The 24281-nt window shown below is 61.0% G+C and carries 21 protein-coding genes and 1 pseudogene; 19 read left to right on the forward strand and 3 right to left on the reverse strand.

What is annotated here, in order from left to right; all coding sequences use genetic code 11:
• The first annotated feature begins 144 nt into the window (after window positions 1-144).
• The 5 genes from ACEWPM_RS04090 to ACEWPM_RS04110 are packed head-to-tail and all read left to right on the forward strand — an operon-like array spanning window position 145 to window position 4588.
• A complete protein-coding gene (locus tag ACEWPM_RS04090; protein WP_393961934.1) occupies window positions 145-2100 on the forward strand; it encodes a 4Fe-4S binding protein in 1956 nt (651 codons plus the stop codon).
• Between the two features lie 38 nt (window positions 2101-2138).
• Window positions 2139-2327 (forward strand): DUF6494 family protein, encoded by a 189-nt coding sequence (locus ACEWPM_RS04095; protein ID WP_393931249.1) that lies wholly within the window; start codon window positions 2139-2141, stop codon window positions 2325-2327.
• A gap of 7 nt (window positions 2328-2334) precedes the next feature.
• A complete protein-coding gene (locus ACEWPM_RS04100; protein ID WP_393961935.1) occupies window positions 2335-3402 on the forward strand; it encodes an Mrp/NBP35 family ATP-binding protein in 1068 nt (355 codons plus the stop codon).
• Window positions 3399-4103 (forward strand): biotin/lipoate--protein ligase family protein, encoded by a 705-nt coding sequence (locus ACEWPM_RS04105; RefSeq protein ID WP_393961936.1) that lies wholly within the window; start codon window positions 3399-3401, stop codon window positions 4101-4103. Before ACEWPM_RS04100 ends, ACEWPM_RS04105 begins: the two co-directional genes overlap by 4 nt.
• Window positions 4100-4588 carry a DUF6505 family protein gene (locus ACEWPM_RS04110; RefSeq protein WP_393961937.1) on the forward strand — a complete coding sequence of 163 codons (489 nt, stop codon included), beginning with the start codon at window positions 4100-4102 and terminating at the stop codon, window positions 4586-4588. The genes ACEWPM_RS04105 and ACEWPM_RS04110 overlap by 4 nt, the downstream gene beginning before the upstream one ends.
• Before the next feature lie 255 nt (window positions 4589-4843).
• Here the strand turns inward: ACEWPM_RS04110 and ACEWPM_RS04115 are convergent.
• Window positions 4844-5303: pseudogene (locus ACEWPM_RS04115) on the reverse strand (IS3 family transposase); the annotation flags it as partial.
• A gap of 333 nt (window positions 5304-5636) precedes the next feature.
• On the opposite strand from ACEWPM_RS04115, the gene ACEWPM_RS04120 reads away from it, so the two are divergent.
• The 8 genes from ACEWPM_RS04120 to ACEWPM_RS04155 all read left to right on the forward strand — a co-directional run bounded on the left by ACEWPM_RS04120 (window position 5637) and on the right by ACEWPM_RS04155 (window position 15946).
• Window positions 5637-6722: a UDP-glucuronic acid decarboxylase family protein gene (locus ACEWPM_RS04120; protein WP_393961938.1), complete on the forward strand. Its 1086-nt coding sequence runs from the start codon at window positions 5637-5639 to the stop codon at window positions 6720-6722.
• A 45-nt stretch (window positions 6723-6767) separates the two neighbouring features.
• Window positions 6768-8750: an SDR family NAD(P)-dependent oxidoreductase gene (locus ACEWPM_RS04125; protein ID WP_393961939.1), complete on the forward strand. Its 1983-nt coding sequence runs from the start codon at window positions 6768-6770 to the stop codon at window positions 8748-8750.
• A 62-nt stretch (window positions 8751-8812) separates the two neighbouring features.
• The gene (locus ACEWPM_RS04130; protein WP_393961940.1) at window positions 8813-10054 is read left to right on the forward strand and encodes a lipopolysaccharide biosynthesis protein; all 1242 of its coding nucleotides are present in this window, start codon (window positions 8813-8815) and stop codon (window positions 10052-10054) included.
• Between the two features lie 4 nt (window positions 10055-10058).
• Window positions 10059-11213, forward strand: a complete 1155-nt coding sequence (locus tag ACEWPM_RS04135; protein WP_393961941.1) for a GNAT family N-acetyltransferase — start codon at window positions 10059-10061, stop codon at window positions 11211-11213.
• A complete protein-coding gene (locus tag ACEWPM_RS04140) occupies window positions 11210-12433 on the forward strand; it encodes a GNAT family N-acetyltransferase (RefSeq protein WP_393961943.1) in 1224 nt (407 codons plus the stop codon). Before ACEWPM_RS04135 ends, ACEWPM_RS04140 begins: the two co-directional genes overlap by 4 nt.
• Complete coding sequence (locus ACEWPM_RS04145) at window positions 12430-13587, forward strand: GNAT family N-acetyltransferase (RefSeq protein WP_393961945.1); 1158 nt, start codon at window positions 12430-12432, stop codon at window positions 13585-13587. The genes ACEWPM_RS04140 and ACEWPM_RS04145 overlap by 4 nt, the downstream gene beginning before the upstream one ends.
• On the forward strand, window positions 13584-14783 hold the full coding sequence (locus ACEWPM_RS04150) for a GNAT family N-acetyltransferase (RefSeq protein ID WP_393961946.1): 1200 nt from the start codon (window positions 13584-13586) through the stop codon (window positions 14781-14783). Before ACEWPM_RS04145 ends, ACEWPM_RS04150 begins: the two co-directional genes overlap by 4 nt.
• Window positions 14780-15946, forward strand: a complete 1167-nt coding sequence (locus ACEWPM_RS04155) for a GNAT family N-acetyltransferase (RefSeq protein WP_393961947.1) — start codon at window positions 14780-14782, stop codon at window positions 15944-15946. Before ACEWPM_RS04150 ends, ACEWPM_RS04155 begins: the two co-directional genes overlap by 4 nt.
• A 2-nt stretch (window positions 15947-15948) precedes the next feature.
• On the opposite strand, the gene ACEWPM_RS04160 is transcribed toward ACEWPM_RS04155, so the two are convergent.
• Complete coding sequence (locus tag ACEWPM_RS04160; RefSeq protein ID WP_393961948.1) at window positions 15949-16836, reverse strand: cellulase family glycosylhydrolase; 888 nt, start codon at window positions 16834-16836, stop codon at window positions 15949-15951.
• Between the two features lie 334 nt (window positions 16837-17170).
• Between ACEWPM_RS04160 and ACEWPM_RS04165 the strand changes: the two genes are divergently transcribed.
• Complete coding sequence (locus ACEWPM_RS04165) at window positions 17171-17995, forward strand: hypothetical protein (RefSeq protein WP_393961949.1); 825 nt, start codon at window positions 17171-17173, stop codon at window positions 17993-17995.
• A gap of 1 nt (window position 17996) precedes the next feature.
• Here the strand turns inward: ACEWPM_RS04165 and ACEWPM_RS04170 are convergent, their stop codons facing one another.
• Window positions 17997-18662: a sugar transferase gene (locus tag ACEWPM_RS04170; RefSeq protein WP_393961951.1), complete on the reverse strand. Its 666-nt coding sequence runs from the start codon at window positions 18660-18662 to the stop codon at window positions 17997-17999.
• 207 nt (window positions 18663-18869) lie between these two features.
• Here ACEWPM_RS04170 and ACEWPM_RS04175 point away from each other — a divergent pair, with 207 nt between their 5' ends.
• From ACEWPM_RS04175 to ACEWPM_RS04195, 5 genes are read left to right on the forward strand one after another with little or no spacing between them, the layout of a single operon-like run.
• Window positions 18870-19751, forward strand: a complete 882-nt coding sequence (locus ACEWPM_RS04175) for a PIG-L deacetylase family protein (RefSeq protein WP_393961952.1) — start codon at window positions 18870-18872, stop codon at window positions 19749-19751.
• Window positions 19752-19755: 4 nt separating this feature from the next.
• On the forward strand, window positions 19756-20883 hold the full coding sequence (locus ACEWPM_RS04180) for a glycosyltransferase family 4 protein (protein WP_393961953.1): 1128 nt from the start codon (window positions 19756-19758) through the stop codon (window positions 20881-20883).
• A complete protein-coding gene (locus ACEWPM_RS04185; protein ID WP_393961954.1) occupies window positions 20880-22160 on the forward strand; it encodes a glycosyltransferase in 1281 nt (426 codons plus the stop codon). The genes ACEWPM_RS04180 and ACEWPM_RS04185 overlap by 4 nt, the downstream gene beginning before the upstream one ends.
• Window positions 22157-23245: a glycosyltransferase family 4 protein gene (locus ACEWPM_RS04190; RefSeq protein ID WP_393961955.1), complete on the forward strand. Its 1089-nt coding sequence runs from the start codon at window positions 22157-22159 to the stop codon at window positions 23243-23245. The genes ACEWPM_RS04185 and ACEWPM_RS04190 overlap by 4 nt, the downstream gene beginning before the upstream one ends.
• Entirely contained in the window at window positions 23242-24258 is a 1017-nt protein-coding gene (locus ACEWPM_RS04195; RefSeq protein WP_393961956.1) for a glycosyltransferase family 2 protein, read from the forward strand. The genes ACEWPM_RS04190 and ACEWPM_RS04195 overlap by 4 nt, the downstream gene beginning before the upstream one ends.
• Window positions 24259-24281: the final 23 nt, after the last annotated feature.

Genomic DNA, 24281 nt, shown 5'->3' on the forward strand with positions numbered 1-24281 from the left:
GGCGCAACCCCGCTAATCCCGTGTTGCCAGCTACCGATCTGGCCCCTGCCGCTAGGTCAACTCTGGCGCGAGGCATCAAAATCTTGGGACCGGCTTTCATCTGCTGGCTTTCCGTCCTAACCTCGCGCTGCGCGAGGAGGCGAAATGACGAAAACCCTGCTGATTTGTGATTGCCTCGGCACCCAGACCATAGACCCGGCCGCGTTGAGTGCCGCGACGGGGATGGAATGCTCGCGGCTGCACACGGCCCTTTGCCAATCTCAAATCGGCCTCGCCGCCAAGGCGATGGAGCGCGGCGATGTGATGATCGCCTGCCAGCAGGAAGCAGATCGTTTCAGTGATCTGGCCGAAGATATCAGCGCGCCCGAGCCGGACTTCGTCGACTTACGCGACCGCGCGGGCTGGACGGCCGACAAGGGCGATACGTCGGCGAAAATGGCCGCCCTGGTGGCCGAGGCCGCGCTGCCCCAACCCGCGCCCAAGACGACGGATGTCGTCTCGGACGGTGTCTGCCTGATCATCGGCGCGGGCGAGGTTGCGGTGGCCGCCGCGGAAAAGCTGGCGGATATTCTGGCGGTGACGGTTTTGTTGCCGACAGGGGCCGACCTGCCTGTGACCAGCCGCTTCGATTGCTGCACCGGGCGGTTGAGCATTGTCTCGGGGACACTCGGCCAGTTCCACATCTCGATTGACGCGTTCCAGCAGGCTCTGCCGGGCGGGCGCGGCGCGCCATCTCTGACGGACCCGCGCGATGGGGCCCAATCCGAATGCGACCTTATCCTTGATCTGACGGGCGAAACGCCCCTGTTCCCCGCGCCGGACAAGCGCGACGGATATCTGCGCGCCGATCCGGGCAGCCTGACTGCCGTGGCAGATGGCATACTCGCCGCCAGCCAGATGGTCGGCACCTTCGAAAAGCCGTTTTATATCCGGCTGGAGGAGTCTCTCTGTGCCCATTCGCGCGCCGGGCAACCCGCCTGCTCTAACTGCCTGAATGTCTGCCCGACTGGCGCGATCCTGCCCGCTGGCGAACATGTCAGGATTGATCCCCTGGTCTGCGCCGGGTGCGGCGCATGCTCGGCTGTCTGCCCCTCTGGCGCGATCAGCTATGACGCACCCCCCGTTGATCATGTGTTCCGGCGCATCGCCACGCTGGCCTCAAGCTACCGCAAGGCAGGCGGCCAGTCGGGCGCCCTGCTCGTGCATGACGCGCACGGGGCCGAGATGATCCGCTTGGCAGCGCGCCATGGCAACGGCCTGCCAGCACACGTGATCCCGCTGGAGATCGATGCGCTGGCGATGTTCGGCCATGCCGAAATGCTTGCGGCACTGGCCAGCGGATTTGTCTCTGTCGATGTCCTGCTGGCTCCCAGGAGCGACCGCGACGTGATCCAAGCTCAGGCGGATCTCGCCGCAGCGATGGGCGCGGACGAGGCCGTGACGCTGCTGGATATCGCAGACCCCGACGCGCTTTCGGATCATCTGTTTGACCGCGAATTAGCGGCCCGTCCGGCCATAACCCCAATCCTGCCGCAAGGCTCGCGCCGACAGGTGGCGCGCCTCGCCGCAAAGGCGCTCTCGCCCGGGGAGCACGTGATCCCCCTGCCCGATCACGCACCCTACGGTGCGGTGATTGTCGATACCGACGCCTGCACGCTCTGCCTAGCCTGCGTGTCGCTATGCCCCTCTGGCGCGCTGATGGACAATCCCGACATGCCGCAACTGCGCTTTCAGGAGGATGCGTGCCTGCAGTGCGGCCTTTGCGCCAATGTCTGCCCCGAGGACGCGATCACCCTGCGCCCGCAGATCGACCTGACCGACGGGGCCCTGAGCCAGGTAATCCTGAACGAGGAAGAACCCTTTGCCTGCGTCGAATGTGGCGCCCTGTTCGGTGTCAGATCCACCGTCGAGCGGATCATGGAAAAGCTGGCAGGCAACCACGCGATGTTCGCCAATCCGGCGGCGGCACGCATGATCCAGATGTGCGACAATTGCCGCGTGCAGGCGCAGTTCCATTCGCAGAACAATCCTATGGCAGGCAAGGAACGCCCGCCCGTGCGGACCACGGAGGACTACCTGTCCAAGCGCAAGGATCATTAGCATTCTTTCCCTGACCAACCTCAAAAATGGAGACAAAAATGAGTGACGATTTCAACATGTCGATGCGCAAGTTCCTCAAGCAGGTCGGCGTGACCTCGCAGCAGGCGATCGAAGAAGCGTTCCGCAAAACGGACGGCACCGAGGGCAAGCAGTTCGAGGCCAAGATGGTCCTGACGGTCGATGGCGTCGATCTGGAACATGTGGTGACTGGCACGATCAAGGGTTGAACCGGGCATGACGCTCGCCCGCGAGGATGTGCTGGCCGCGCTGAAAACTTTGACCGATCCGGTCAGTGGCGCTTCGCTGGTCGATGCCGGTCTGGTCAAGGCGCTGACGGTTCAGGACGGGGCCGTGCGCTTTGTGCTGGAGGTCAGCGGCAAACACGCGGCGGCCTATGGCAAGGTCAAGGACGAGGTCGAGGCCAGGCTGAACGCCGTGCCCGGCGTCGAAAAGCTGTCGGTCGTCATGACCGCCCACAGCGCACCGGCCGCGCCCCCCGATCTGAAGCCGACCCGCTCGGCAGAACCGTCAGGGCCGCAAAAGGTGCCCGGCGTCGACCGGATCATCGCGGTGGCGTCCGGCAAGGGCGGCGTCGGCAAATCCACGGTCGCCGCGAATCTTGCCTGCGCGCTGGCCGCTGCCGGGCGCCGCGTCGGGCTGCTGGATGCGGATGTCTATGGCCCGTCGCAGCCGCGTATGCTGGGCGTGTCGGGGCGGCCCTCCTCACCCGATGGCAAGACGATCCTGCCGATGCGCAATTTCGGCGTGACGATGATGTCCATCGGATTGATGACGAACGACGATCAAGCCGTCGTCTGGCGCGGGCCAATGCTGATGGGGGCCTTGCAACAGATGCTGGGTCAGGTGCAATGGGGCGCGCTGGATGTGCTGATCGTCGATCTGCCGCCCGGTACCGGAGACGTGCAGATGACGCTGGCACAAAAGGCGGAGCTCAATGGCGCGATCATTGTCTCGACCCCGCAGGACGTGGCGCTGCTGGATGCCCGCAAGGGGATCGACATGTTCAACCAACTCGGCACGCCGATCATTGGCATGATCGAGAACATGTCCACGCATATCTGCTCGCAATGCGGCCATGAGGAGCACATGTTCGGGCATGGCGGTGTCGCCGCCGAGGCGGCCAAGCTGGGCGTGCCGCTGCTGGCGGAAATCCCGCTGCATCTGGACATCCGGCTGGCCGCAGATGGCGGTGCCCCTATCGTGGTGTCCAAACCTGACTCTGCGCAGGCGGCCGGGTTCCGTTCTGTCGCCGAGCAACTGATCGCGCTTGGCCACGCATGACACCGCCGGTTTTTCCACCGCTATTCACCGGGCTGGATGCGGATGGCGCGGACCCGTTCGCGCTGGCCTGTGCCAAGGCGGCTGCGGTCTGCGACGCGGGGCTGGTCTGCCATGATCTGGGCCATGACCGGCTACGCGCGGCGATCGTGTTTGCGCCCGATGTGGCGCTGCGCGAGGCCGCCTGCATGCTCCCGCTCTGCGGTGTCGGGTTCCAGAATGCGCTCGGCGCGCTTGCGCCGCCCGAGGTCGCCGTGCATCTGGGCTGGGGCGGTGAGATTTACGTGAATGGCGGGCGCTGCGGAGGGTTGCAAATCGCCGCTGCCACGACTGACCCCGATGTCATACCGGCTTGGCTGGCTGTCGGCCTGTCGCTGAACCTGTGGCCCCCCGTGCAGGACACCGGCCTTACGCCCGACGCGACGGCCCTTTACGCGGAGGGCTGCGGCGAGGTCGACCCGACAACTTTGCTCGAGGCGTGGGTGCGGCACACCTTGGTTCAGATCAACGCCTGGAGCGATGAAGGCCAGGCGCGACTGCATCGCGATTGGCTGGCCGTGGCCCATAGCCTGAATGCCAATATAACGGTCGGCGGATATGAGGGCACGTTCACCGGAGTTGACGAACACCTGGGTCTGCTGTTGAAAACCGGGGACACCACCCGTCTGATCCCCCTCACCACCCTGCTGACGGAGCCTGCATGAAACTTGCCCGCGCTATCCATTTCGACGAAAGCGACACCCGCGTTTTCCACAACCCTGCCAGAACCGGCGAATGGTGCATTTCCGGAGGCTTCGAGTTTTCCAACTGGTCCGAAGCTGATCTGACCGGCAAGGCCCGACAGGCGTTTGCCAATGGCTGGTTGGGGTGCGAAACTTTTGGCCGCGTCAGCTTTGTCGCCGTGACGCAGATCGAACCGGTCGAGCGGGATGCACTGGCGGACAATCTGGCGCAGCATTTCGTTGATATCTACGGCGCGCCCTCTCTTGACGCCGCCCGCAACGTCGCACTCGAGGAAGTGTCGCAAATGGCGGACCTTTGCGACGAGCATGCCCCCAACACCCTGCTGACTGTCGCGCGTGAGTTGACCGAGGCTGGCGTCAGGGAAACCTTCCGCGTGATCGAAGCACAGGCCGCGGGGCTGGAGCAATTCGCAATCCACGGATCGCTCGACGAACCGAAGGGATAGCCCTGTTCCTTCAAGCATCAGCCAGACATGACGTCGCGGCCGATCGCAGGATTGCTTCTGCCATCTGCCGGTGTGGGTGCTGTCAGACGAATTCGAACTCGTCTCAGTTCGGACGTCAGCGGTGTCCGTTATGCCATGCAGAGGCCACGCCATTCGACCAGAGCGTCGGTATGGCTTTGTTTGAAATGATCTCGGCTGGAGAGGTGTCGATCCTGGTTGAGGCGATCGAAGACGAAGGAGTGGACGGCGACGAACTTTCTGAAAAGGTCGTCGGTCGCGCCGGACCCTTTCCAAAAAACAAGAACAAAATCAGCCTTGGTAGTCCGTGAGCCCCGCCATCCCACGATGCGGTCGGCGTATCTGTCGATGTCAAAAGCCACATGGATAAAGCCCTGCCAGAATGAGACGCAGGTAAATTGCTGCCCCGCAGGTGGCTCGGTGCTGGTGCCCGGAACACACGGTTCACCTTGTCACGCGCACAGGAGGCTGACATGCAAAAGAGCCGTTGTCTTGACCACCTTTCCACAAGTCGCATCATGGCTGCCAATCTGTTTCATCCGCTGCCCGGCAGGGTGTTTCCAAAGGAAATATACAAGAAAGGGAGGCGCTCCAAAGTGCAGCGGGCTGCTTCAAAGCCCTCGCGCTTCAGCTGGTGCAACGCCTTGCGGACCCCGTAGACCTGACAGGTTTCGTCCCAGATCCGTTTAATCTCGGGGCCAGTCTTGAAGTAGCGAACAGACTGGTTTCCGACATATTCTCACGCAATCCAGCTCCCTGATCCGCGTCCCGTTAAGCCGTATTGACAGCGCGAGCCAGCGTCGTTTGACAGCACCAAGCGAATTTGTTTCCGAAATTCGGCGCATTGTAGTAGGCTGCGGATATATAGGAATGCGCTGCCGAGCGGGACAATTGCCGAGGGGGGACAAGCTCGCCCGATGATGGATCGTCCAATTTCCAGTACGCGGTAGCGCAAATTTCAAATTTCACCATGAGGCATTTCAGGGCATGTAGAGCAGTTTTTTGAACGAGTATTTTGAGGTGGCTGCCCATGAAGAATATTCTAGTTACTGGTGGCGCAGGGTTTCTGGGATCCCATCTATGCGATCACCTGATCAGCGCGGGTCACAATGTAATCTGCATCGACAATCTTCAGACCGGATCGCTGAACAACATTGTCCATCTGTTTCCTCATCCGCACTTCAAATTCGTACCACTGGATATCGAACTACCTCTAAACAGCGTCGCGAATGTCGACGAGATCTACAACATGGCCTGCCCGGCCAGCCCCGTGCACTATCAGACCGATCCAGTCCGCACGATGCGCACCTGCGTGATCGGAGCACTCCACGTTCTGGAACTGGCAAGACGATCTGGAGCACGTGTCTTGCAGGCCTCCACCTCCGAAGTCTATGGCGATCCCGAAATACATCCCCAAGACGAAACCTATCGCGGCTGCGTCCAGTCCTTCGGACCGCGCGCCTGCTATGATGAGGGCAAGCGTGCTGCAGAAGCATTGTTTCACGACTATCACAGGATGTACGGCGTCGATGTCCGGCTCGCACGGATATTCAACACCTATGGTTCGCGCATGGCGGTCGATGACGGCCGGGTTGTTTCGAATTTCATCATGCAGGCCCTGATGGATCGCCCTCTGACTGTTTATGGGGACGGAAGCCAAACAAGATCCTTCTGCCACGTCTCCGATCTGGTCGACGGGCTGGTCCGACTGATGGCCAGCGACGGAACCATGTGCCGCCCCTGCAATCTGGGCAATCCCGAGGAGTTTACGATTACCGAACTGGCGGCGCTTGTTCTAAAGCTGACGGGATCGCGCAGCACTTTCGCACATGAACCGCTGCCGGCTGACGATCCGACCCGGCGCAGACCCGATATCGCGATGGCGCGCAGGGTTCTCGACTGGCAGCCCAAGGTCCCTCTCGCAGAGGGGCTCCAGCAGACAGTGGATTATTTCCGTTGCCTTGCGGCGACCCAACAGGGGGTGGCCGGCAACATCGCTACAGTTTTTGAGGCGCTAACCCAACCAGCCGGGCTGATGCCGTGGCGCATCAATGGAACGATGCATATCCGTCCCCTGCATGAGATAACGCCGCGGTCCGGGAGTTTCGCCGAATGACCGGTCCGGACTCCACCTATACGGAAATTCTAGCGCGGTGTGGACATGCCCGGGGTCAATAGGTTCATCCATCGTGGCCGTCGCGTCCTGGCCAAGTCGATCCTTCTGGGGCGTCGGGCCGTGCAGGAGATGCGAACCCCCACACAATCCGAAACCGTCATGATGCAATTACCCAAGGTCGATTCAGCAACCCTGGACCTGCCGGGCAAGGTTGTGGTGATCACGGGCGGCACCCAGGGAGTCGGGCGCATGGTCGCGGAGAGGTTCGGAGCGTTGGGCGCACGGCTTGTCATCAACGGCCGCCGGGCCGAGGCCGTCGAGACCGCCTGTGAGGCGCTGCGCAAGAAGGGCATCGAGGTGGCCGGAGTGGTTGCTGACGCGGCGGATGCGGACGGCGCCCAAGCGTTGATCGACGGGGCGGCGAAAGCTTTTGGCGGCTTCGATATCCTGATCAACAACGCGGCCATCGCTGGCCCCTATGCCCCAATCTGGGAAATCGATGCCGACCAGATGGCGAAAACTCTGGAGGTGAACCTCACCGGGCCGATCTTGTGCTCGCTGGCAGCAATCCGCTGGCTGGTCGCCAACAGTCGGACCGGCCGGGTGATTAATGTCTCGAGCATCGCATCGGAAGGACGCTTTCCCGGGATGGTACCCTACAGCACGTCGAAAGCCGGGATCGAGGGGTTCACTCGCCACCTCGCTTCCGATTTCGAAAACGCCGAGGTCGTAGTGACTGCGCTGATGCTGCATTCGGTGCAGACGGAGCGGAAATTCGAGGCAAGCTGGGCGCAGACCGAGCTTTTACCTCCTGCCGAGGTGTTGCTACCAGCCTTCGAATTTGCCGCAACCGGCCCGGTAGGCCAGCTTCATGGAAGGGTTCTGTCGACGTCCCGATTTCTGGATGACGCGAAAGCCGAGGCGCAACTGGCATCGGTCGCAGCGCCGCGGCGTGCCATCCTCTACCCCGAAATCGAAATCGACGGTAAAGCGGTTGCGCGCGACCCGCGCCATCTGGTCCTGTTGGACAGAGCGGAGAACCAGTTCGGCACTTCGCTCAAAGTGATCGAGGCGATCACCGCGAGCCTTAGTGATCATCCGCCCAACTTCTACCCCGACGACCGTTTCAGTACATTGCGCTCTACGCTGGCGCGCGAGCTGGATCTGGAACCGCAGTGCATTGCGCTTGGTCCCGGGTCTTGGGAATTGATCTCTCGCATGGTGGGAATCTTCGCCAGGCCGGGCGAAGAAATCGTTTCGAGCGGGCCGGGATGGTTCGGCTTCAATCTGACATGTCAACGCCATGGCGTCGCTCAAAAACTTGTCCCGATGGATCGCGGTCTGACCGGGAACCGGCCAAACCATAACTTGGGTGAAATGAGGGACGCGATCCGGCCACATACGCGAATGGTCTACCTAATCAGCCCCAGCAACCCCGAAGGCGTGACGCTTAACCACCGGGAGGTTGTAGAGTTTTTGGCCGATATCCCTCCGGAGCTTCCGGTTCTGATCGATGAAGCTTACGCCGAATACTCAGCCGACCCCGAAATGCTCGACGTGCCCGCCCTGGTTCGCGAGAGCAAGAACGCCGTGATCGGGCTGCGGACTTTTTCCAAGTTCTATGCAATGGCCGGAATGCGCGTGGGATATGCCTTTGCAAGGCCTGATCTAATTGATTTGGTGCGGCGGTCTGAGCAAATCTTCAATCTTTCCCATGTGGCCGAAATGGCCGCCGTGGCTGCTCTGGAAGACAGGGACCACAGGGCGATCGTCTTTGAAGCGGCCCGCGACGCGCGGCAGAATCTTAGTCAGGATTTGACGGCTAACGGCATCGGTCATATCCCGAGCGAAGCGCCCTTCATTTTTGCAGACGCGCCAAAGAAATTTGAAAAGATGGTAGAGGAATTGGCACGAGACGGGGTCATCGTGGCGCCCTACCGTTTTAACGGAGATGCCTCGGTTATGCTGCCGGTCGGCCGTCCGGATCAGAACGCTCGCATCCTCGATGTCCTACGGCGCCATTTCTGAGGCCGCTGATGGGCAAAGTGCCATCATATCAAACGTTGGTACGGGGAGGCGGTCTTGTCGTCATGGGCAACGGTACCGCGGCGGCTCTTGGGCTTGTTCTGCTTTTGCTGCTGACCCAAGGCTTCGGGCCGGCAGAACTGGTCGTGGTTGTGGCGATCATCGCGGTGATCGATGGGGGACAGATGTTCCTCGATGCGACGGTGAATATCGGGATGATCCACACCGCGTCCCGTGGCACTCAGGACGGTCAGCCCAGCCGCGAGGCCCTGCGGGTAGGGTTTCTCACCAAGATGGCGGTTGGTCTTCTCTTCGCAGTCTGCACGGCTTTGGCTGCGACGCCGATGTCGCTTGCCCTTGTGGGGGATACTTCCCTGACCAAGACAATCATGCTCGCCGGTGTTGCGGCCATGATCGCCGGGTTGCAGAGCCACATTCTGGCTGTGTTGACATCGCATGGTGCGTTTGCACGCCTGTCGGTCGTGTCGCTTTTCAAGAACGGCTTACGCATTGCTGTGAGCGTGCCGTTGCTGTGGCAGTCCGATCCCGATCCAGTCCGCGTTGCGCAACTGATCTGTTTGATGACAGCTCTAAATCTGGGGCTTAGCGCGACAACCGTTTCCTGGGCCTTTCTCCGCGCCTCAGGTGGGATGCTGGAACCCTTTCGAAAAATGATGTCCGTCAATGGGTGGTTGTTCCTGTCCGCCGTCGCAATGCTGGCAGGCCGGTTGGACGTATGGCTGGTGGGATGGTTATCTTCAGCCGAAGAGGCTGGGTATTACGCGGTGGCGGCACAGCTCTGCGTGGGCGTGGGTGTCGTCAGCCAAGCTCTGATAACTACTTTTCTGCCCACAGTTTCCCGGTTCGAGTGTAAAGAGGACTTGTTAGATTTCCTGCGCAGAACCGCGCAGTATGGCGCGCCGTTGGTTCTTGCTCCCGTGCTTGCGTGGTTTCTTGCCGAACCTGTCATCGGGTTGATCTTCGGAACGGCTTACGTCTCTGCCGCACCGATCTTCGTCGCCCTCTTCACTGCGTCGATTATGACGGTGATCGGGATCCCCCTGATGATGATGCTTCTGTCCATAGACCAGGCACGGATCATCGCCATTGGCAGTATCGCACAGACGGGTCTGCGGATCGGGCTTGGCACCATCACTGTTCCTCTATTCGGCGGCTTAGGGTTGGCACTGTCCGACCTGGTCTCGAGGATTGTAGCAATGTCCGCAATCACACGTATCATTCTCAAAGCGCTGAAAACCCGCGAGGCGGCGGAACCGTCTGGACGGGACACGCTGGCGGAGGGATAGGCCCATGCATGCGCCATTCGCAGTCGCGGCAGGCACACGCTCAACCGAAAATGCGGGCGAAATGCCTGCTCCCTGCACGGTTCTCGAGACAGCAGACAAGGCCGTGGCGCATATCGCTGCATGGCAGGCGTTGCTGAAGCGGTCCGCCGAGCCTAACGTGTTTTTTGCTCCGGGCGTCTTGTTGCCGGCCATGCGACATCTGTCGAACGGCAAGCAAATTCGGATCATCCTCATCCACCATCCAGACGACACGGGGCGCTTGATCGGTGTCTTCCCGGTGGTGTTCTGCCGCAGATTTCACGGCCTGCCTTTGCGCCACGTAACCCTTTGGCTCCATGCGCATGTTTTCGTCGCCGCGCCGCCTGTCGATCCACAGTTTTCCGCCATTGCTTGGCGCGGTTTTCTGGCGTGGGCCCGAGGGTCAGGCGCCCTATTCGTGAACCTGCCGCTCCAGGTAGATGGGCCGGGCAGTCCTGACGCCGTGGCCGGACCTAGCCTGGAACTTGATCGCTTCAGCCGCCCGGTCTTCATTCCCGACGCCGCCGGCGCAGATAACTACATCCGGACGGCATGTTCTCCCAAATCGCGGAAGTCGTGGCGCCGGCAGCTCCGCAGGCTGGCCGAACAGGGACGCCTCGAACTCAGGCAGCTTGGCGATAAAGATGACCTCACACCCTGGGTCGAGGACTTCCTCGAACTGGAGGCGGCCAGCTGGAAGGGCAAGGTGGGAACAGCAATAGCCAGTGACCCGAACGAAGCCGCCTTCTTTCGAGAAATGATGGGCCACATCCATGGCGAAGGCGGACTGCACTTTCTGGGCTACTACCTCGACGGGCGGCCGGTTTCGATGCAATGCAACCTGTTCGAAGGGGGCGTTGGCTATGCCTTCAAGGTTGCGTTTGACGAGGAACATGCTTCGCTGTCGCCAGGCGCGCTTCTGGAACTGGCCGCAGTCGCGGGTTTTCACGGCCGTGCGGGGTTGGTGATGGTCGATTCCTGCGCGAGCAGAGATCATCCGCTGATGGGCAGGATCTGGACGGACACCCGAGACATTCGTCGCCTGATACTTCCTGTTCCGGGATTGCGTGAACGTCTGGTGTTTGCGGGCTTGCAGGCCGGCCTGCGCCTGCGCCGCATGCTGGGCGGGGGCCGGTCATGATGCGTGCCAACACCGTCACCTTGGTCGATCGGCCCAACACCGAAAAAGCGGATTGCGACGCGACGGTTCACTGGGGGCCTTTGTCTTCTGCGCTGAAGGCAGAATGGAGGTCGCTTGCCGAGGACGTTGCCGATGGAGATTTCTTTCAGCGGCCCGAAGTTTTCGACGCTTGGCGGACCGAACTGTCGAATGGGGCGCAATGTGGCATCCTCCTCGTAAGAAAATCGGAAAGGCCGGTCGGGCTCATGACCGTGATGCGCTGCAACGGCCTGCGGCCAGCGAACCTTCGGGTCCACTACGATTACGACCCTGCAGATGCGACCTTCTTGACGAAACCGGGGATCAGGCTTCTGCCTGTTCGCCAATTCGGCCCTATCCTTTCGTTGCCGGCAACCATGCTTGGACCGGTGTGCTCCATTTCAGAAAGCCGGCCCGAGGTGATCAGTGCATTCTGCAAGGCCTTTGCGCAAGAAAAGCGATGGGACATGTCAGTTTTTCCTATGCAGGAAAGTGACCTGCCCCTCTGGCACAAGGGGCTGCACGCCGTGGGTCTGCGGCACGACGTGCAATCACTGGACCGGACGGCCATCGTTCTGGACCCCGTGATGCCCCTGCCCGATCTAATCGCGATGCAGTCCAAGAAACGCCGGCAGAATTTTCGCCGGGCCGTAGCATCCGGCGACCGGATTGGCCTTACGGTGCGTCGCTGCCGTGATGTGTCTGACATCGTGCCTCTGCTGACACGGCTGGCGCACGAGAGCTGGAAGACAACCGGACGTGCGGGCGAAAACGTCCTTGTTCGTTACGATGGTCGCCAACGCCGGTTCTTCGAAACGCTTTTTCTCGGACCGGAGCGCGACAGAACCATCGCCACCATCGCGTCATTGCCTGATCGTGACATCGCGATTCTCGTGGGATGCGTGATTGGCAACCGTCTTACTACGCTGTTGACCTTCTGGGATGGAACCCACCCGGAGTCCAGCCCGGGCATCCGGATAATAGCGGACATGATCGACTGGGCCGCCGACCAGGGGCTGACGACGGTTGATTTCAATTCAGGTGCACCCTGGTTACAGATGTTCAGGGGGACTACGACGACGACACAGCAGAACCTCGTAATCTATGGGCGAGGGGTGCGCCCGACCGCGCTCCGCCTTTGGCGCGCGTCCGGGCGCTCGCTCAAGTCGATGTGGCGGGACGGCCGGCCCGGTAGCCGATGATCCTGTCACCTGAAATCCTGGATCCGCAAGATTTTTCTCGCATACGGGACGAATGGCAGGCGCTGTTTGACCGCGTTCCCGGCGCCGCCTGGTCCTGTGCGCCGGAAATCTACAACTGCTGGCGAAAGGCATTACGGAAAGAACCACGCGACCGTATCATCGCTGTTCGCACCGAAGGCGGCCTGCTGGCGGGTCTCTTTCCGGTGTCGCTGGACCATGCTTGGCGCGGACCGTCGATCGCTCCGCGTTTCGATTACAACCCGTCCGATGCGCGGTTCGTAAACGCCCGCCGAAAGGCGTTCATCCCGGTGCGCCAGGCGACGGGGCTCGCGTCGCTGCCGGGGACTATGCTTTGGCTTGGGCCCTTGTGCCGTGAGGCAGAGCGTCCTGCGGTTTGCGACGCCGTGGCCAAGGCGCTTCTTTGTTTGGATGGATGGGATGTGGGCGTATTCCCCGCCTATACAGGGCCGGCCATGCGGGATCTTCGCGCAGGATTTGTTCGTCACGGCGCGGAGGTTGGCGAACAAGCTCTAGGTCGCGAGGTTCAGAACGTCCTGCATCTGAAATGTTTTGAAGACATCGTCGTCGGTCAGGGCAAGAAATTCCGACAGAACGTGCGGCGGGCGCGCCGGACTGCAGAAAAATACGGGCTGCGTGTCAGCTTCGTTTCAGGCAGCGAGAACATGGCCAGTGTCATGCCCATGGTTGCCGATTTGGCGCGACAAAGCTGGAAACATGAGGGGCGTGCGGGAAACGATGTCAATATTCCCTATCACGGGCCGCAACAGGCGTTTTTCGAAGCGCTCATGACATCACCCCGGCTTGGCGGCATGCCCGCCATCGGTCTTCTTCACGATGCCGAGGGACCAATCGTTGTTTATCTGCTAGTGAAGACGGACCAAACGGTATCTGCGCTTCTGACCTTCTGGAACGGACGTGCAGAAAAGGCCAGCCCTGGGCTTCTGCTTCTGGGCGCCTGCATGGATTGGGCGCTTGAGCAAGGAGCGACGCGGTTTGACTATAACACCACCTCTTCATGGGTGCGTTATCTGGCCGACAGCATAGAAACTGTCGACAATCTTGTCGTGTTCCGGCCTGGGCTGCGCGGTAGGCTTCTGGGCGGTATCGCGCGGTTGCGAGGCCGCGTCCGATGATCGGTTTTGAAACTCCGGACACTTCCACGGGAAGAATGTCGACAACGCTGATAGGCGACCGCGAATACTTCCGGTCAGTCGATGGCGAATGGGCGGAATTGACACGCCACGATCGCCAGCCCAGCTGTTTTCGCACACCTGCGTATTTTCACGCATGGGCTTCAACAGAAGGCCGGGAGCTGGACCTTTCACTGCTTGTGGCACGTGACGGCGCCCGGCTGGCGGGTGTCATGCCCCTGATGCGGGTCAAAGTCTGGCGCGGACCGTCCTGCGCGCCAAGGCACGACTTTATTCCGGCCGACCGCGAGCTGCTGCGGCATCGTGGAAAGCGGCTCTTTTGTTTGCGTCAACTGTCGCCAGCGGCCTCCATCCCGGCCATGTATATTGCACCCGCACCGCAATGCCGAACGGAAGACCGCAGCGAGGTGATCGGCTGTATGGCGATGGCGCTGAAAGACCTGCCGGGATGGGACAGTTTCGTCGTTCCCGTCACGCCCGGAGAGACTCAGGAGTTGTGGCTCAATGCCCTGCTGGCTGCGGGGTGCCGAGCCCGGGTGATGCCGCTGGGCAGATACATCAGCGGTATTTCCAATCCCCGCCCCTTCTCGCAGATGGTTGCCGAGGGCAGCCGGAATTTTCGCAAGAACATCCGCCGTGCAGAGCGGGCGGCGCGGAAAGCGGGCCTGACCTTCGACATTCACGAGGGGGCCACCAGGGTCGCCAAGCACCTGCCGACGATTGCAGAGGTGGCGGCGCAAAGCTGGAAAGCAGAGGGCCGGAAAGCTGCAGATCTGGACATTCCTTTTGCAGGCCGGCAGGCGGCATTTCTGCGCTCACTTCTGGCGCAACCCGAACTCGACGATACTGCCAAGCCGGTCCTCGCAATAGCGAAGCACGGCGACGAGCCGGTTGCCGTTCTTTTGTCGCTTCAGACGGGCGCGGGGATCACTGCGCTTCTGACCTTCCGGACACAGGCGGTGGCCGAGGCCAGTCCGGGTCTATTGCTGATCGGCCAGATGCTGGATTGGGCTTCGGAACTGGGCCTGCATAGTTTCGACCTGAACATTACGCAGAACTGGGCACGGCACCTATGCAACACGACTGTCGAGCAAAACTACGTGGTGGCCTACGCGCCATCCCTTGCAGGCAGGATGATCGCGGCGATGTCATCCCTGACTGAACGGCTGAAAGGATGAGCGAAGCACTGCAAGCCACCTGTCTGTCTTTGGACGAGGCCATTTCACGCTGGGGCACCGCGTGGCAAGAGCTTGCCGACAATGTCGGTTCGGCCACGCTTTTTTCCCGCCCAGCGGCGGTCTCCGCTTGGGACCGGCATTACCGTGCAAGAATGACCGGTTCAGTCCTGATTGCGCTTGACGGTTCGCGGCTGGCCGGCGTGCTGCCGCTGATGCGCGGGCGGGTCTGGCGTGGTCCAGCCTTCGCTCCACGTATCGATTACGCTTCTGAAGAGGCGTCATTGATGCCATCGGCGTTTCGTCCATTTCCAGTGCGTCAGGTATCACCGGTGGTGTGCTGGCGTGCGTCAATGGTCAAGCCGGTTCTGTTGTGCCAGCCTGGGGATCTGGATGGTGTTTGTCATGCGATGGCGCTGGTGCTGGCGAACATGACGGGGATCGACCAGATCATCCTGACGGCCTACGAGGATGATGAGGCGAGCGCATGGATATCCGGATTGCGCGAGGCGGGTCTATCGCCTTTCCGGCATGCCTTGGACCGATCGGTTTACACTCTGGAGACCTTGCGGGATCTCGACAGCATCATCGACGAGCAAAGCGCAAATTTCCGCAAGAACATGCGGCGTTCCTCGGCTCGAGCTCGAAAGGTAGGCCTCACCTTCTCGCATTTCCTGGGCCGTGAGGAGGTTATTCCGCAACTCGACACACTCGCCGATATCGCCGATCGCAGCTGGAAGAATACCGGATCACGGGAAACTGTCGTGGCGCTCAAGCATGACGCCAGCCAACAGGCCTATCTGCGTGACATGATTTCCTTTGACGATCCGGGGCTGGAGCCGTTCTTGACGCTGGCGCACACGGGAAACACCGCGATTGCCGCAGCACTCTGGTTTCGTCACGGACAGACCCAATCTGGACTTTATATTTTCCGAGACGAAACGGACCGTCGCCTCAGCACGGGTCTTCTTACGCTGGCCCAAGGATACGGTCCCGCGCTAGAGGCCGGCCTGGAAAGGATCGATCTGAACGCGACGCAAGATTGGGTTCGCTATCTCGCGGATACGAACCGGATGATGTCCAACGTTGTCGCATTCCGTCCGACCATTGCAGGTCGGATGTACCAGGCCATCGCTTCGCGCCGTGGCCATCTGAGCAGAGCATAGGCCTATTTGCGCTGTCGCACGAAGTATCGGAACGTTTCGAAACTGGGGCGCTTCCGCAAATCATGCGTCGCCAACCCGAAGGTCGGTGTCCTCCGCTTCGCGCTGTAATCCTTTGCGGAAAACCAGAAAAACGCATCGGCCACACCAGCCTCGGACAATGCGGCAAGCATCGGATTGCTGCCCCTATCGGGGTTGCGCGCCATGTCCATTTCTTTCTGTTCGGTCCAGCCATATTCGTTGAACCAGACGGGCTTTGATCCGTCGCCATGACGCGCCAGCACCGACTTCACCCGCGCCATAGCTTCGGGAAAGCGATTTTGGTACCCGTAGGGATGGAAAGCCATGATATCGAAGCACGGCGCGGCGCCTAGTCCGTAGAGGATGTCCATCGTCGTCTCGACAGGTAGTCCGCGATGCTGATCCGAAGCTATGCCGCCAATGATAACTGCGCCGCGGGGGTCGTGCCTGCGTACCGCCGCATTCGCCCGCGCCAGCAACAACGCATAGCCCGGCAGGTTGGCCTTGGCGTTGTCATCCCTAGTCAACCAGCCATAGCCGGTAAGGTTCGGCTCGTTGAACACCTCCCAGTGATGAACGCCCCTTGGGGCATAACGCGCAACCACGGCATCGGCAAACCGAGCAAATGCCTGATCTATCACTCGCCAGTCATCGGGTAGCGACTGCGGGATATAGGTCAGGATGGCCTGTACGCGAATCCCCAAATCGGAATAGGCGCGGATCATGCGGTCTGTTTCGCCCCAGTTGTAACCGCCTCCCGGCACCTGTTCGATACGGTTCCAGAAAATCTCCGCGCGCACCCATTTCACACCGGTTTCCGCTATCAGCCGGATCACGCCCGGATCGCCAGCATGCGGGTCGCTGATACCCAATATCCCCGTTTCGCGGCGCGGATTTCCGCGCTGGCACCGCGCCGTGACCTCGCGGATCGCTTGTGCTCCGGGCAATGTGCGCGCCGGATCGGCGGCGCTCGTAGAGGCCCCGATCAGAGAAGTCAGGATCGCGGCCAGCAGAAGCAGCCATTTTGCGACCTCACCGGGCCATCTGCAAAGAGATTTCATCTTTTGCCTCCGTTCCATCTTGGCCCATGCCACCGGGCCAGCGCGGCGCGGCCGGGCCTTGAGACAGCAGAAGATCCATTTCTGAAATCGCACTCGATGGGTCACGTTGGGCAACACATTATAGCGCCAAAAGAGCGAATTTTCCATGAAAAGCATTTTTGAGCGACTCCACCGCCCTTATCGTTTCCGCCATGACCGGATTGTGGTTCCCGGTCGGAATGCCCGCTTGAATATCGATTTCGCCCGCGCGCCCGAAGCGGTGCTGTCGCGCGCCGATCGGCGATTGACCGGGGCTCTTGCCTGGCTTGAACCACAGATCGATGTGTCAACTTCCGTTTTGCCTTGTGCCTCGCGCACGCACCGGCATACGGGAGACGAACGCTTCCGCTTCTGGGAGCAGAAAGCCGATCATTACAGAAAAACTGTGCGCGATCCGGCCTTGCGCGTCGTGCTGCCGAAATACGACCCGGACCAAACTGAGTATGCCGGTTTGCCGGACGTCATGGATGTCCGGCCTTATGTCGCAGTCGAACTTCTGATGATCGATGCGCTTTATGCAGACAACTGTCCGAAACCCGACATCGTCCCAAGGCTGCAGTCGTTCGACGATGAAGGCTACTATGGCACGACACACATCGTCGCCGGCGGCCTCCTGCTTCTGGACAACGGCGGCGCACCCGCAGGCGAGGTGCATGCAATGATGGAAGCGACCATCCCTTCAATCGTGCTACGGAACCGCACGACCTCGCGCGCCGATGACATCTTTGCGGAAAGGTGCATGGTTCTGCAATGGATGGGGCGTCACGGTCTGGTGGAACCCGCCTGGATCATGCGCTCGCTCGACGACCAGCTCCATGATGGCGGCTGGGGGGCGCCAAACATGCCGCCTGTGAACGAGTCGGACCATCGTACTGTCGCGGTAGCGACCGCAGCGTTGGCCGAATTCGCCACACACTACCGGGTATGTTAGCTTAAACCCCGTGGCCGCGATGAAACACGACACCCAGCGTCCGGACCAGAATGGACAGATCGCGGCCCAGTGACCAATTGCGGATGTAGTCTCGGTCCAGCAGCACGCGCCGCTGCAGCGACTGGCTGGATTTGACTGCGCCGCGCGACCCATTCACCTGTGCCCAACCAGTGATTCCGGGAGGCACTGCATGTCGGGTGTGATAGATACGGTTCAGGTCCTCGCACAACTGACCGTCCACGCGCATTCCGCATGGATGGGCGCGCGGGCCGACCAAAAGCATGTCACCTCGAATGACGTTGAATATTTGGGGAAGCTCATCGAGGGACGCGCGTCGCAAGACGAAGCCAACGCGCGTGATCCGGCTGTCCACGTCCGCGGTTTGCCGTGCACCGGACTGATCGCACTCGTTGATGTGCATCGTGCGAAACTTGTAGCAGTTGAAAGGTTTGCCGCCCTGTCCAAAACGCGACTGTATGAAAAGGACGGGTCCCCGACTGTCCAGTTTCACAAATAGTGCGATCAGCAATAGCAGAGGCAATAACAGCGCCAAAAGAAATAAGGCTGCACTGCGTTCAAGCGCCTTCTTGAATGACCAGGCCATACCCTCGGGCGCGACGATCTCTTCTTCGGGGCCCGGAAGCTCCAGCGCCTCTGAGTCGGCCATCAGCAGCAGGCCAAGGCTCTCGCCGTCTGTTCTAAACATCATCCGCCCTCAAATAATTAGTATTCAGATCATCCACATGCTAAAGTTCCATTAAATTTTTCGTCGAGCGGCCTTGGCTTTTCCGGTGGTGCCTTTGGCCGCCGCAGATAGTGGGCGACATCGCAAATGCTTTTTCTGTCAGGATAGCTCATCTGAAAGACAAAATAAATGGTTTCGCAACCGGGAGAGGATGACGAAAAGCTGGACCATATCGGTTTTGCGACCGTAAGAAAGGTGCTTGCCGGATTGACAGATGCCATCGTGCGCCGTGTGAAACCACGCTGGATCCGCAACAGAACTGCCATTTTTCTAACCCGCTACGAACGCTTCGGCCCTTTGCCGTGGAGCGATTTGCCCGAGGGGCGGCGGTTATGCGTCGTCGCGCCCCATCCCGATGACGAAAGCATCGGATGCGGAGGGCTTATCGCCCGTTGGACCCGCGAGGGACGCGCGGCTGATGTGGTCTTTCTCACCGCTGGCGAAGCGGGTGACAGACGATTGCGGCAGGACGAGCTCTCAACTGAGCAGGCAGCCGCAATCCGTATCGACGTCGCGGCTGCACGGCACGGGGAGGCCCTCGCCGCCCTGAAACATCTCGGGGCGTCAGGACACTGGCTGGACGGCGTCGATGGCGGGCTGCACGGCCAGGTGGACCAACTGGCGCGGCAACTGTCCGACCTGTGGTCGGTGACGCCACCCGACGTTGTGGCGGCTCCGTTTCCGGCGGACCGGCACCCAGACCATGCCATGGCTGCCCGGATCGTCGCCATCGCACTTGCGCGCACGGCCACGTCGCCATGTATCCTTGGATACGAGATATGGAGCCCCGCCCCTGTCAACACACTGGTTTCGATAAATTCGGTGGCGGGGGTGAAATGGGCGGCCATCGCCGCCCATCGCTCTCAGGTAACGACAACCGACTACGTTTCCGCCGCGCAGGGTCTCAACACGTATCGCGCCATTTCGGGCGGCAGGACAGGTTTCGCCGAAGGGTACTTCCGAACCGATATCGAGACTTTTACCGCTTTGGCGAATGAATTGCGGATCTAGCATCATGACACGCGTGCTACAGATCACCGACAAGGGCCCCGGCGGTGGTGGCATCCGTCGCGTGGTCGAGGCGCACGAAAAGCTGATCGGCCAGACAGGCGGCACCTGCCTCCGCCTGATCCTGACAGCGAACCCGGGACAAGGCGAGGCACCGCTCGATGTGCGGTCGCGTCTGCCACGGCAGGCGCAAGTGCTCAAGGCGTTACGCAACGCTGCGCGCGGCGCCGATGTCATTCACCTCCATCTGGGCTTTTCCTCGGTGTCCCCAGACTTCATCAGCGAAGCCGCCTCTCTTGCGCCTCTCGTCGTTAATCTGCATGACGTAACACCATTTGAAACTCTGCCGGGCTGGAGCGACCCATCCCCTGCAAATGGCTGGCGCGACCGCCTCGCGCAGCGTTGGTTTCTGCCGGTGCGGCGCGATTTGCTGTTGCGCATCTGGCACCATTCAAGTGCGATTATCGCACCAAGCACCTACCTCGCCGAGTTGGCGCGGAACGCCGGAGCCCCGGCGAACCGGCTCTGGCATATCCCACATCCGGTCTGGGCAGCTGAGGACCCCGTGCTTCCCCCCTCACGGCGAGATCCAGTGATCCTCTACGCCGGAATGATCGCAGCCCACAAAGGCGCACCGATGCTGCTTGATGCGCTCGCACATGTGAAATTGCCAACGGCACGGCTGCGTATCGTAGGCGATGGACCCTTGCGGCCACAGATGGAGCGGCGCGCGCGGCGCCTGGGCATGGCGGACCGCGTGGAATTTGTCGGACAGGTTTCTGCCGAAATGGTCTGGAAAGAGTTGTGCCATGCTCGGGTACTGGCCCACCCGTCCCAAATCGCCGAGGGCCTTGGGCTTATCGGGATCGAAGCACTGCAAGCGATGTGCCCGGTCGTCGGTTTTGCGACGGGTGGGGCGGTGGACTGGCTGTTGCATGAGAGGACCGGGCTGCGCCCGGAACCGGCATCTCCCGCAGCGCTCGGTGCCGCGTTGGAACGCGTATTGTCAGAGGATGCGCTGGCCGACCGCCTTGGAGCCGAGGGTCGGCGTCTCGCCATCAAGGCCTTTGCTCCGGCGCGTGTGTCCGAAGCCTTGTCGGCGTGCTATGATCAGGTGCTGGGACAGATGGCATGACCGATCTTCTGATCCTCACGACCCTTGACGTCGAAGGCCGGCGGAATAATCGGGAACATCACGCGATTGCCCATCTGAAGAGCCGCTTTGACCGCATCACAGTCGTCTTTCGCCAACGCGGGAAGATGGATAAACCGGCGGGGCGCTATCTGGTTTCCGGTCAAAGCTACCGGGTTCAGGATGGTGTGCGCTATGTCGCTGTTGATCCAGCTCTGAATCCGCCTGAGGGCCGGGTTCGCGGGATCACCGGCAGCGACCGGCCGGGCGGTTTTGGTCTGCGCCGGTGCCTGGCACAAGCAATCGATCTGTTGGGAATTCTGCGGGACCGCCTGACCATCCGTGCCCTTGCGGCGGCGGCAGCTGACGAAGTGGATGCCGGTGCCAACACGACCGTCTGTGTCGCGTTCGGCCCATGGGCCGCAACAGCGGCGCACAGGCTTCGAACCGCGGGCCGGATCGCAAAGTTCGTCTATGTCGACCGTGATTACGAGCCGGGTTTCGTCATATCCTTCATGCGCCGCAACTGGGCGGAAATGAATGAGATGCGCGCCGCAGCAGCTGCAGATCTGACCTTTTCGATCGGCCACCGGCTCGCCGCCCGCTTTGCAGATGTGCCTGGCGCGAAAGTCGTGGTTTCGCCGACCGGTGTTGACAGCGCCACCTTTCGCGCCCGGCAGCGAAACGAGCCGCGCCCCGATCTGATCTTTGTTGGCCGCCTCGCGCCCTGGAGCGGAATTGAAGAGATGCTGGACGCGTTTGACTTCCTGTCCGATCTCGACCCCAGCCTGACGGTTCTTGGCCCGGTCGAGCCGGGTTATCGCGCCTATCTGGAGGATCGTATTGCGGCCTCAGATCTCGGAGGGGCAGTGACGCTGATGGGGGACCAGCCGCGTGATGTCGTGGCAAGGGCGCTGGAGGCGGCATCCATCGGATCGGCGTCGTTCCGCCCGACCCCGTTGCGCATACATGCCGCACCGTTGAAGCTCTTGGAGTACATGGCCGCCGGCCTACCGGTCATCGCCGTCGAAGGGTCCGAAACCGGTGACATGACGCTCCGTCTAGGGGTCGGTCTGGTCTGCAAGACCGATGGCCCGTCGCTCGCCGCGACGATCCGGACACTCCTGGCCGCGCCTGCCGATTACCGGGCCATGTCCACCGCCGGACCGGTTGCGGCGCAAGACTTCGAATGGAGCCGGATCATGGCGCGGGAGTATGACCATCTTTCGCAACTCTACGGATTGGGCCCTGCCCCATCCGCGCGACGGCGGAGGATATGATGCGCGTCCTGATAAACGCCGTCAACGACAACACCCTGCCGCGCGGTCCCGATCGCTATCTTCTGGAATTGTTGCCCCATCTTATTGCGCAGGACGATCTGAGCATCGACCTGGCGTATGCTCCCTGGCAAACTGCCTTTTTGGAATTGAAACCGTCGGTGCGTCTGCATCTACATTGCGTGAAACCTCCGCGGCGACCGGCACCACGTCTTTTGTGGCAGGCGACAGTGTTTCCCCGCTTCGCCAACCGCATCGCTCCGGACGTGACACTCCTGCCCAACAGCCTGTGGACGCCGGGATTGAGGAGTCCCTGCATTATGGTTGGTCATGATTTCCTTCAGTTCCGCACACCAGAGAAATTCGGAAAAACAAAGGCAGCACTTTTGCGATGGGTCATTCGCCGGGCAGTCGCGCGCGCAGACCGGGTGATTGCCGTCTCCGAATTCACCGCACGAGACGCTGTGATGTTCGCGGGCGCGCGTGCCGACCAGGTTGTTACGATCTATCAGGGTGGCCCGGAGCCGGAGCCCCAAGCGATCCACCAACAACGCGAAAAGAAGTTCTTGTTCGTTGCCAAGCTGGAGCGCAGCAAGGGCGCCGATACGTTGATCCGCGCCTTCCGCGCGAGCTCACGGTTGCGCGAATCCGGATTTTCGTTGCACATAATCGGGCCGGACGGGAACGCCTCGTCCGATCTGCAGACCCTTCTGGCAAAGGATCCCCGGGGAATCTGCAGGCATGGCTTCGTCTCTGATGACGCATTGCGCGAGGCCTATCGTACTTGTCGAGGATTTGTTTTTCCATCGGTTGCCGAAGGATTCGGACTGGTCCTTCTGGAGGCAATGGCGCGCGGCGCACCCGTCATTGCCGCCCGCGCAACATCACTTCCAGAAGTCGTGGGTAACGCAGGATTGCTTGTCTCTCCCGGCGACACGCGCGGTTTGACCGAGGCGATGGAGCGTCTTGCCTTCGACGATGCGCTTTTCAGAAAGTTGCAGGCCGAGGGATTTGTCCGGCTAGCCGACTTCCGTTGGGCAGAAACCGGTGCACGTACCGCGAGGCTACTCAGGGAGGTCGCGGCATGACACAAGACCCGACGTCGGCCTCCGCACCGCAAACAAGCGTGGTCATTCCGCTTTACAACGATGCAGCCAGCATCGGCCAGGTTCTGGCCGCGCTGGACCGGCAAACGACGGATCGCAGCTTTGAGGTGATCGTCGTGGATGACGGTTCAACCGACGACGGTCCAAATCTGGTTCGCCCACCAGCAAGGCTGATCCGTCAGACCAATGCCGGGCCTGCTGCAGCCCGCAACCACGGCGCCGCTATCGCCCGTGGAGACGCGTTATTGTTTCTCGACGCCGATTGCATTCCGCCGGAAAACTGGCTGGCCGAAATGTCCGATGCCCTCAAGGGTCCCGGCTTCGACGCTGTCATGGGCACTCTTGTCGCGGCCAATGACGGCCTCGTGCCCCGCCTCGTGCAACTGGAAATCGAGGACCGCTATCTGGGTATGGCGCGTGCGGTCGACGGCGTGGATTTCATTGCCTGTCCGTCGTGCGGCATGCGCCGAGCGGTCTTCGAAAAAGTCGGCGGGTTTGACCGGCGCTTGCGCCAGGCCGAAGATGTCGAATTGGCATATCGGCTGACCGGGCTGGGCTACCGGATTGCCTTTGTCGACACTGCGCCGGTGGCGCATGCGCACCAGTCGGGGTGGCTGGAGTTTCTGGCGGTCAAGTACCGACGCGCCAAGGGCCGCATGCAGGTCTTCAGGATGTTCCCTGGCAAGGTCAAAGCCGACACCTGGACGCCGCTAGCACTGAAATTGCAATTCGCTTTCATAGCTCTCTCTTTGCCCAGCGTGATCGGGGCGCTCATCGGGCCATCGTGGTTATGGTTTGCTGTTCCCGCTTGCCTTTGTCTGGCAATCGCGTCCGGCTGGCCGTTCGTCCGGGCAACAGCAAGCCGGCAAGCCGACCTGATCGGCTATTTCCCCGGATTGTGTGTTGGTGCCGCCTACATCGTCTTGCGAGGGTTCATAATCCTCTCTGCTGTCCTGACTGTCCGCATTTCTGCGGCGAAATGGGTGCGGGAATGATCGGCGGGCAAAGGGTCATATCA

Source organism: Roseovarius maritimus (genome assembly GCF_043355895.2).
Classification (GTDB): domain Bacteria; phylum Pseudomonadota; class Alphaproteobacteria; order Rhodobacterales; family Rhodobacteraceae; genus Roseovarius; species Roseovarius maritimus.

What these genes read in the sequence shown, in the direction of transcription:
- ACEWPM_RS04155 (WP_393961947.1), top strand. Translation starts at nt 14,780, where the DNA reads ATGAGCGAAGCACTGCAAGCCACCTGTCTGTCTTTGGACGAGGCCATT.
- ACEWPM_RS04095 (WP_393931249.1), top strand. Translation starts at nt 2,139, where the DNA reads ATGAGTGACGATTTCAACATGTCGATGCGCAAGTTCCTCAAGCAGGTC.
- ACEWPM_RS04185 (WP_393961954.1), top strand. Translation starts at nt 20,880, where the DNA reads ATGACCGATCTTCTGATCCTCACGACCCTTGACGTCGAAGGCCGGCGG.
- ACEWPM_RS04090 (WP_393961934.1), top strand. Translation starts at nt 145, where the DNA reads ATGACGAAAACCCTGCTGATTTGTGATTGCCTCGGCACCCAGACCATA.
- ACEWPM_RS04120 (WP_393961938.1), top strand. Translation starts at nt 5,637, where the DNA reads ATGAAGAATATTCTAGTTACTGGTGGCGCAGGGTTTCTGGGATCCCAT.
- ACEWPM_RS04140 (WP_393961943.1), top strand. Translation starts at nt 11,210, where the DNA reads ATGATGCGTGCCAACACCGTCACCTTGGTCGATCGGCCCAACACCGAA.
- ACEWPM_RS04150 (WP_393961946.1), top strand. Translation starts at nt 13,584, where the DNA reads ATGATCGGTTTTGAAACTCCGGACACTTCCACGGGAAGAATGTCGACA.
- ACEWPM_RS04170 (WP_393961951.1), bottom strand. Translation starts at nt 18,662, where the DNA reads ATGGCCGACTCAGAGGCGCTGGAGCTTCCGGGCCCCGAAGAAGAGATC.
- ACEWPM_RS04145 (WP_393961945.1), top strand. Translation starts at nt 12,430, where the DNA reads ATGATCCTGTCACCTGAAATCCTGGATCCGCAAGATTTTTCTCGCATA.
- ACEWPM_RS04110 (WP_393961937.1), top strand. Translation starts at nt 4,100, where the DNA reads ATGAAACTTGCCCGCGCTATCCATTTCGACGAAAGCGACACCCGCGTT.
- ACEWPM_RS04190 (WP_393961955.1), top strand. Translation starts at nt 22,157, where the DNA reads ATGATGCGCGTCCTGATAAACGCCGTCAACGACAACACCCTGCCGCGC.
- ACEWPM_RS04180 (WP_393961953.1), top strand. Translation starts at nt 19,756, where the DNA reads ATGACACGCGTGCTACAGATCACCGACAAGGGCCCCGGCGGTGGTGGC.
- ACEWPM_RS04100 (WP_393961935.1), top strand. Translation starts at nt 2,335, where the DNA reads ATGACGCTCGCCCGCGAGGATGTGCTGGCCGCGCTGAAAACTTTGACC.
- ACEWPM_RS04165 (WP_393961949.1), top strand. Translation starts at nt 17,171, where the DNA reads ATGAAAAGCATTTTTGAGCGACTCCACCGCCCTTATCGTTTCCGCCAT.
- ACEWPM_RS04195 (WP_393961956.1), top strand. Translation starts at nt 23,242, where the DNA reads ATGACACAAGACCCGACGTCGGCCTCCGCACCGCAAACAAGCGTGGTC.
- ACEWPM_RS04135 (WP_393961941.1), top strand. Translation starts at nt 10,059, where the DNA reads ATGCATGCGCCATTCGCAGTCGCGGCAGGCACACGCTCAACCGAAAAT.
- ACEWPM_RS04125 (WP_393961939.1), top strand. Translation starts at nt 6,768, where the DNA reads ATGCCCGGGGTCAATAGGTTCATCCATCGTGGCCGTCGCGTCCTGGCC.
- ACEWPM_RS04175 (WP_393961952.1), top strand. Translation starts at nt 18,870, where the DNA reads ATGGTTTCGCAACCGGGAGAGGATGACGAAAAGCTGGACCATATCGGT.
- ACEWPM_RS04105 (WP_393961936.1), top strand. Translation starts at nt 3,399, where the DNA reads ATGACACCGCCGGTTTTTCCACCGCTATTCACCGGGCTGGATGCGGAT.
- ACEWPM_RS04130 (WP_393961940.1), top strand. Translation starts at nt 8,813, where the DNA reads ATGGGCAACGGTACCGCGGCGGCTCTTGGGCTTGTTCTGCTTTTGCTG.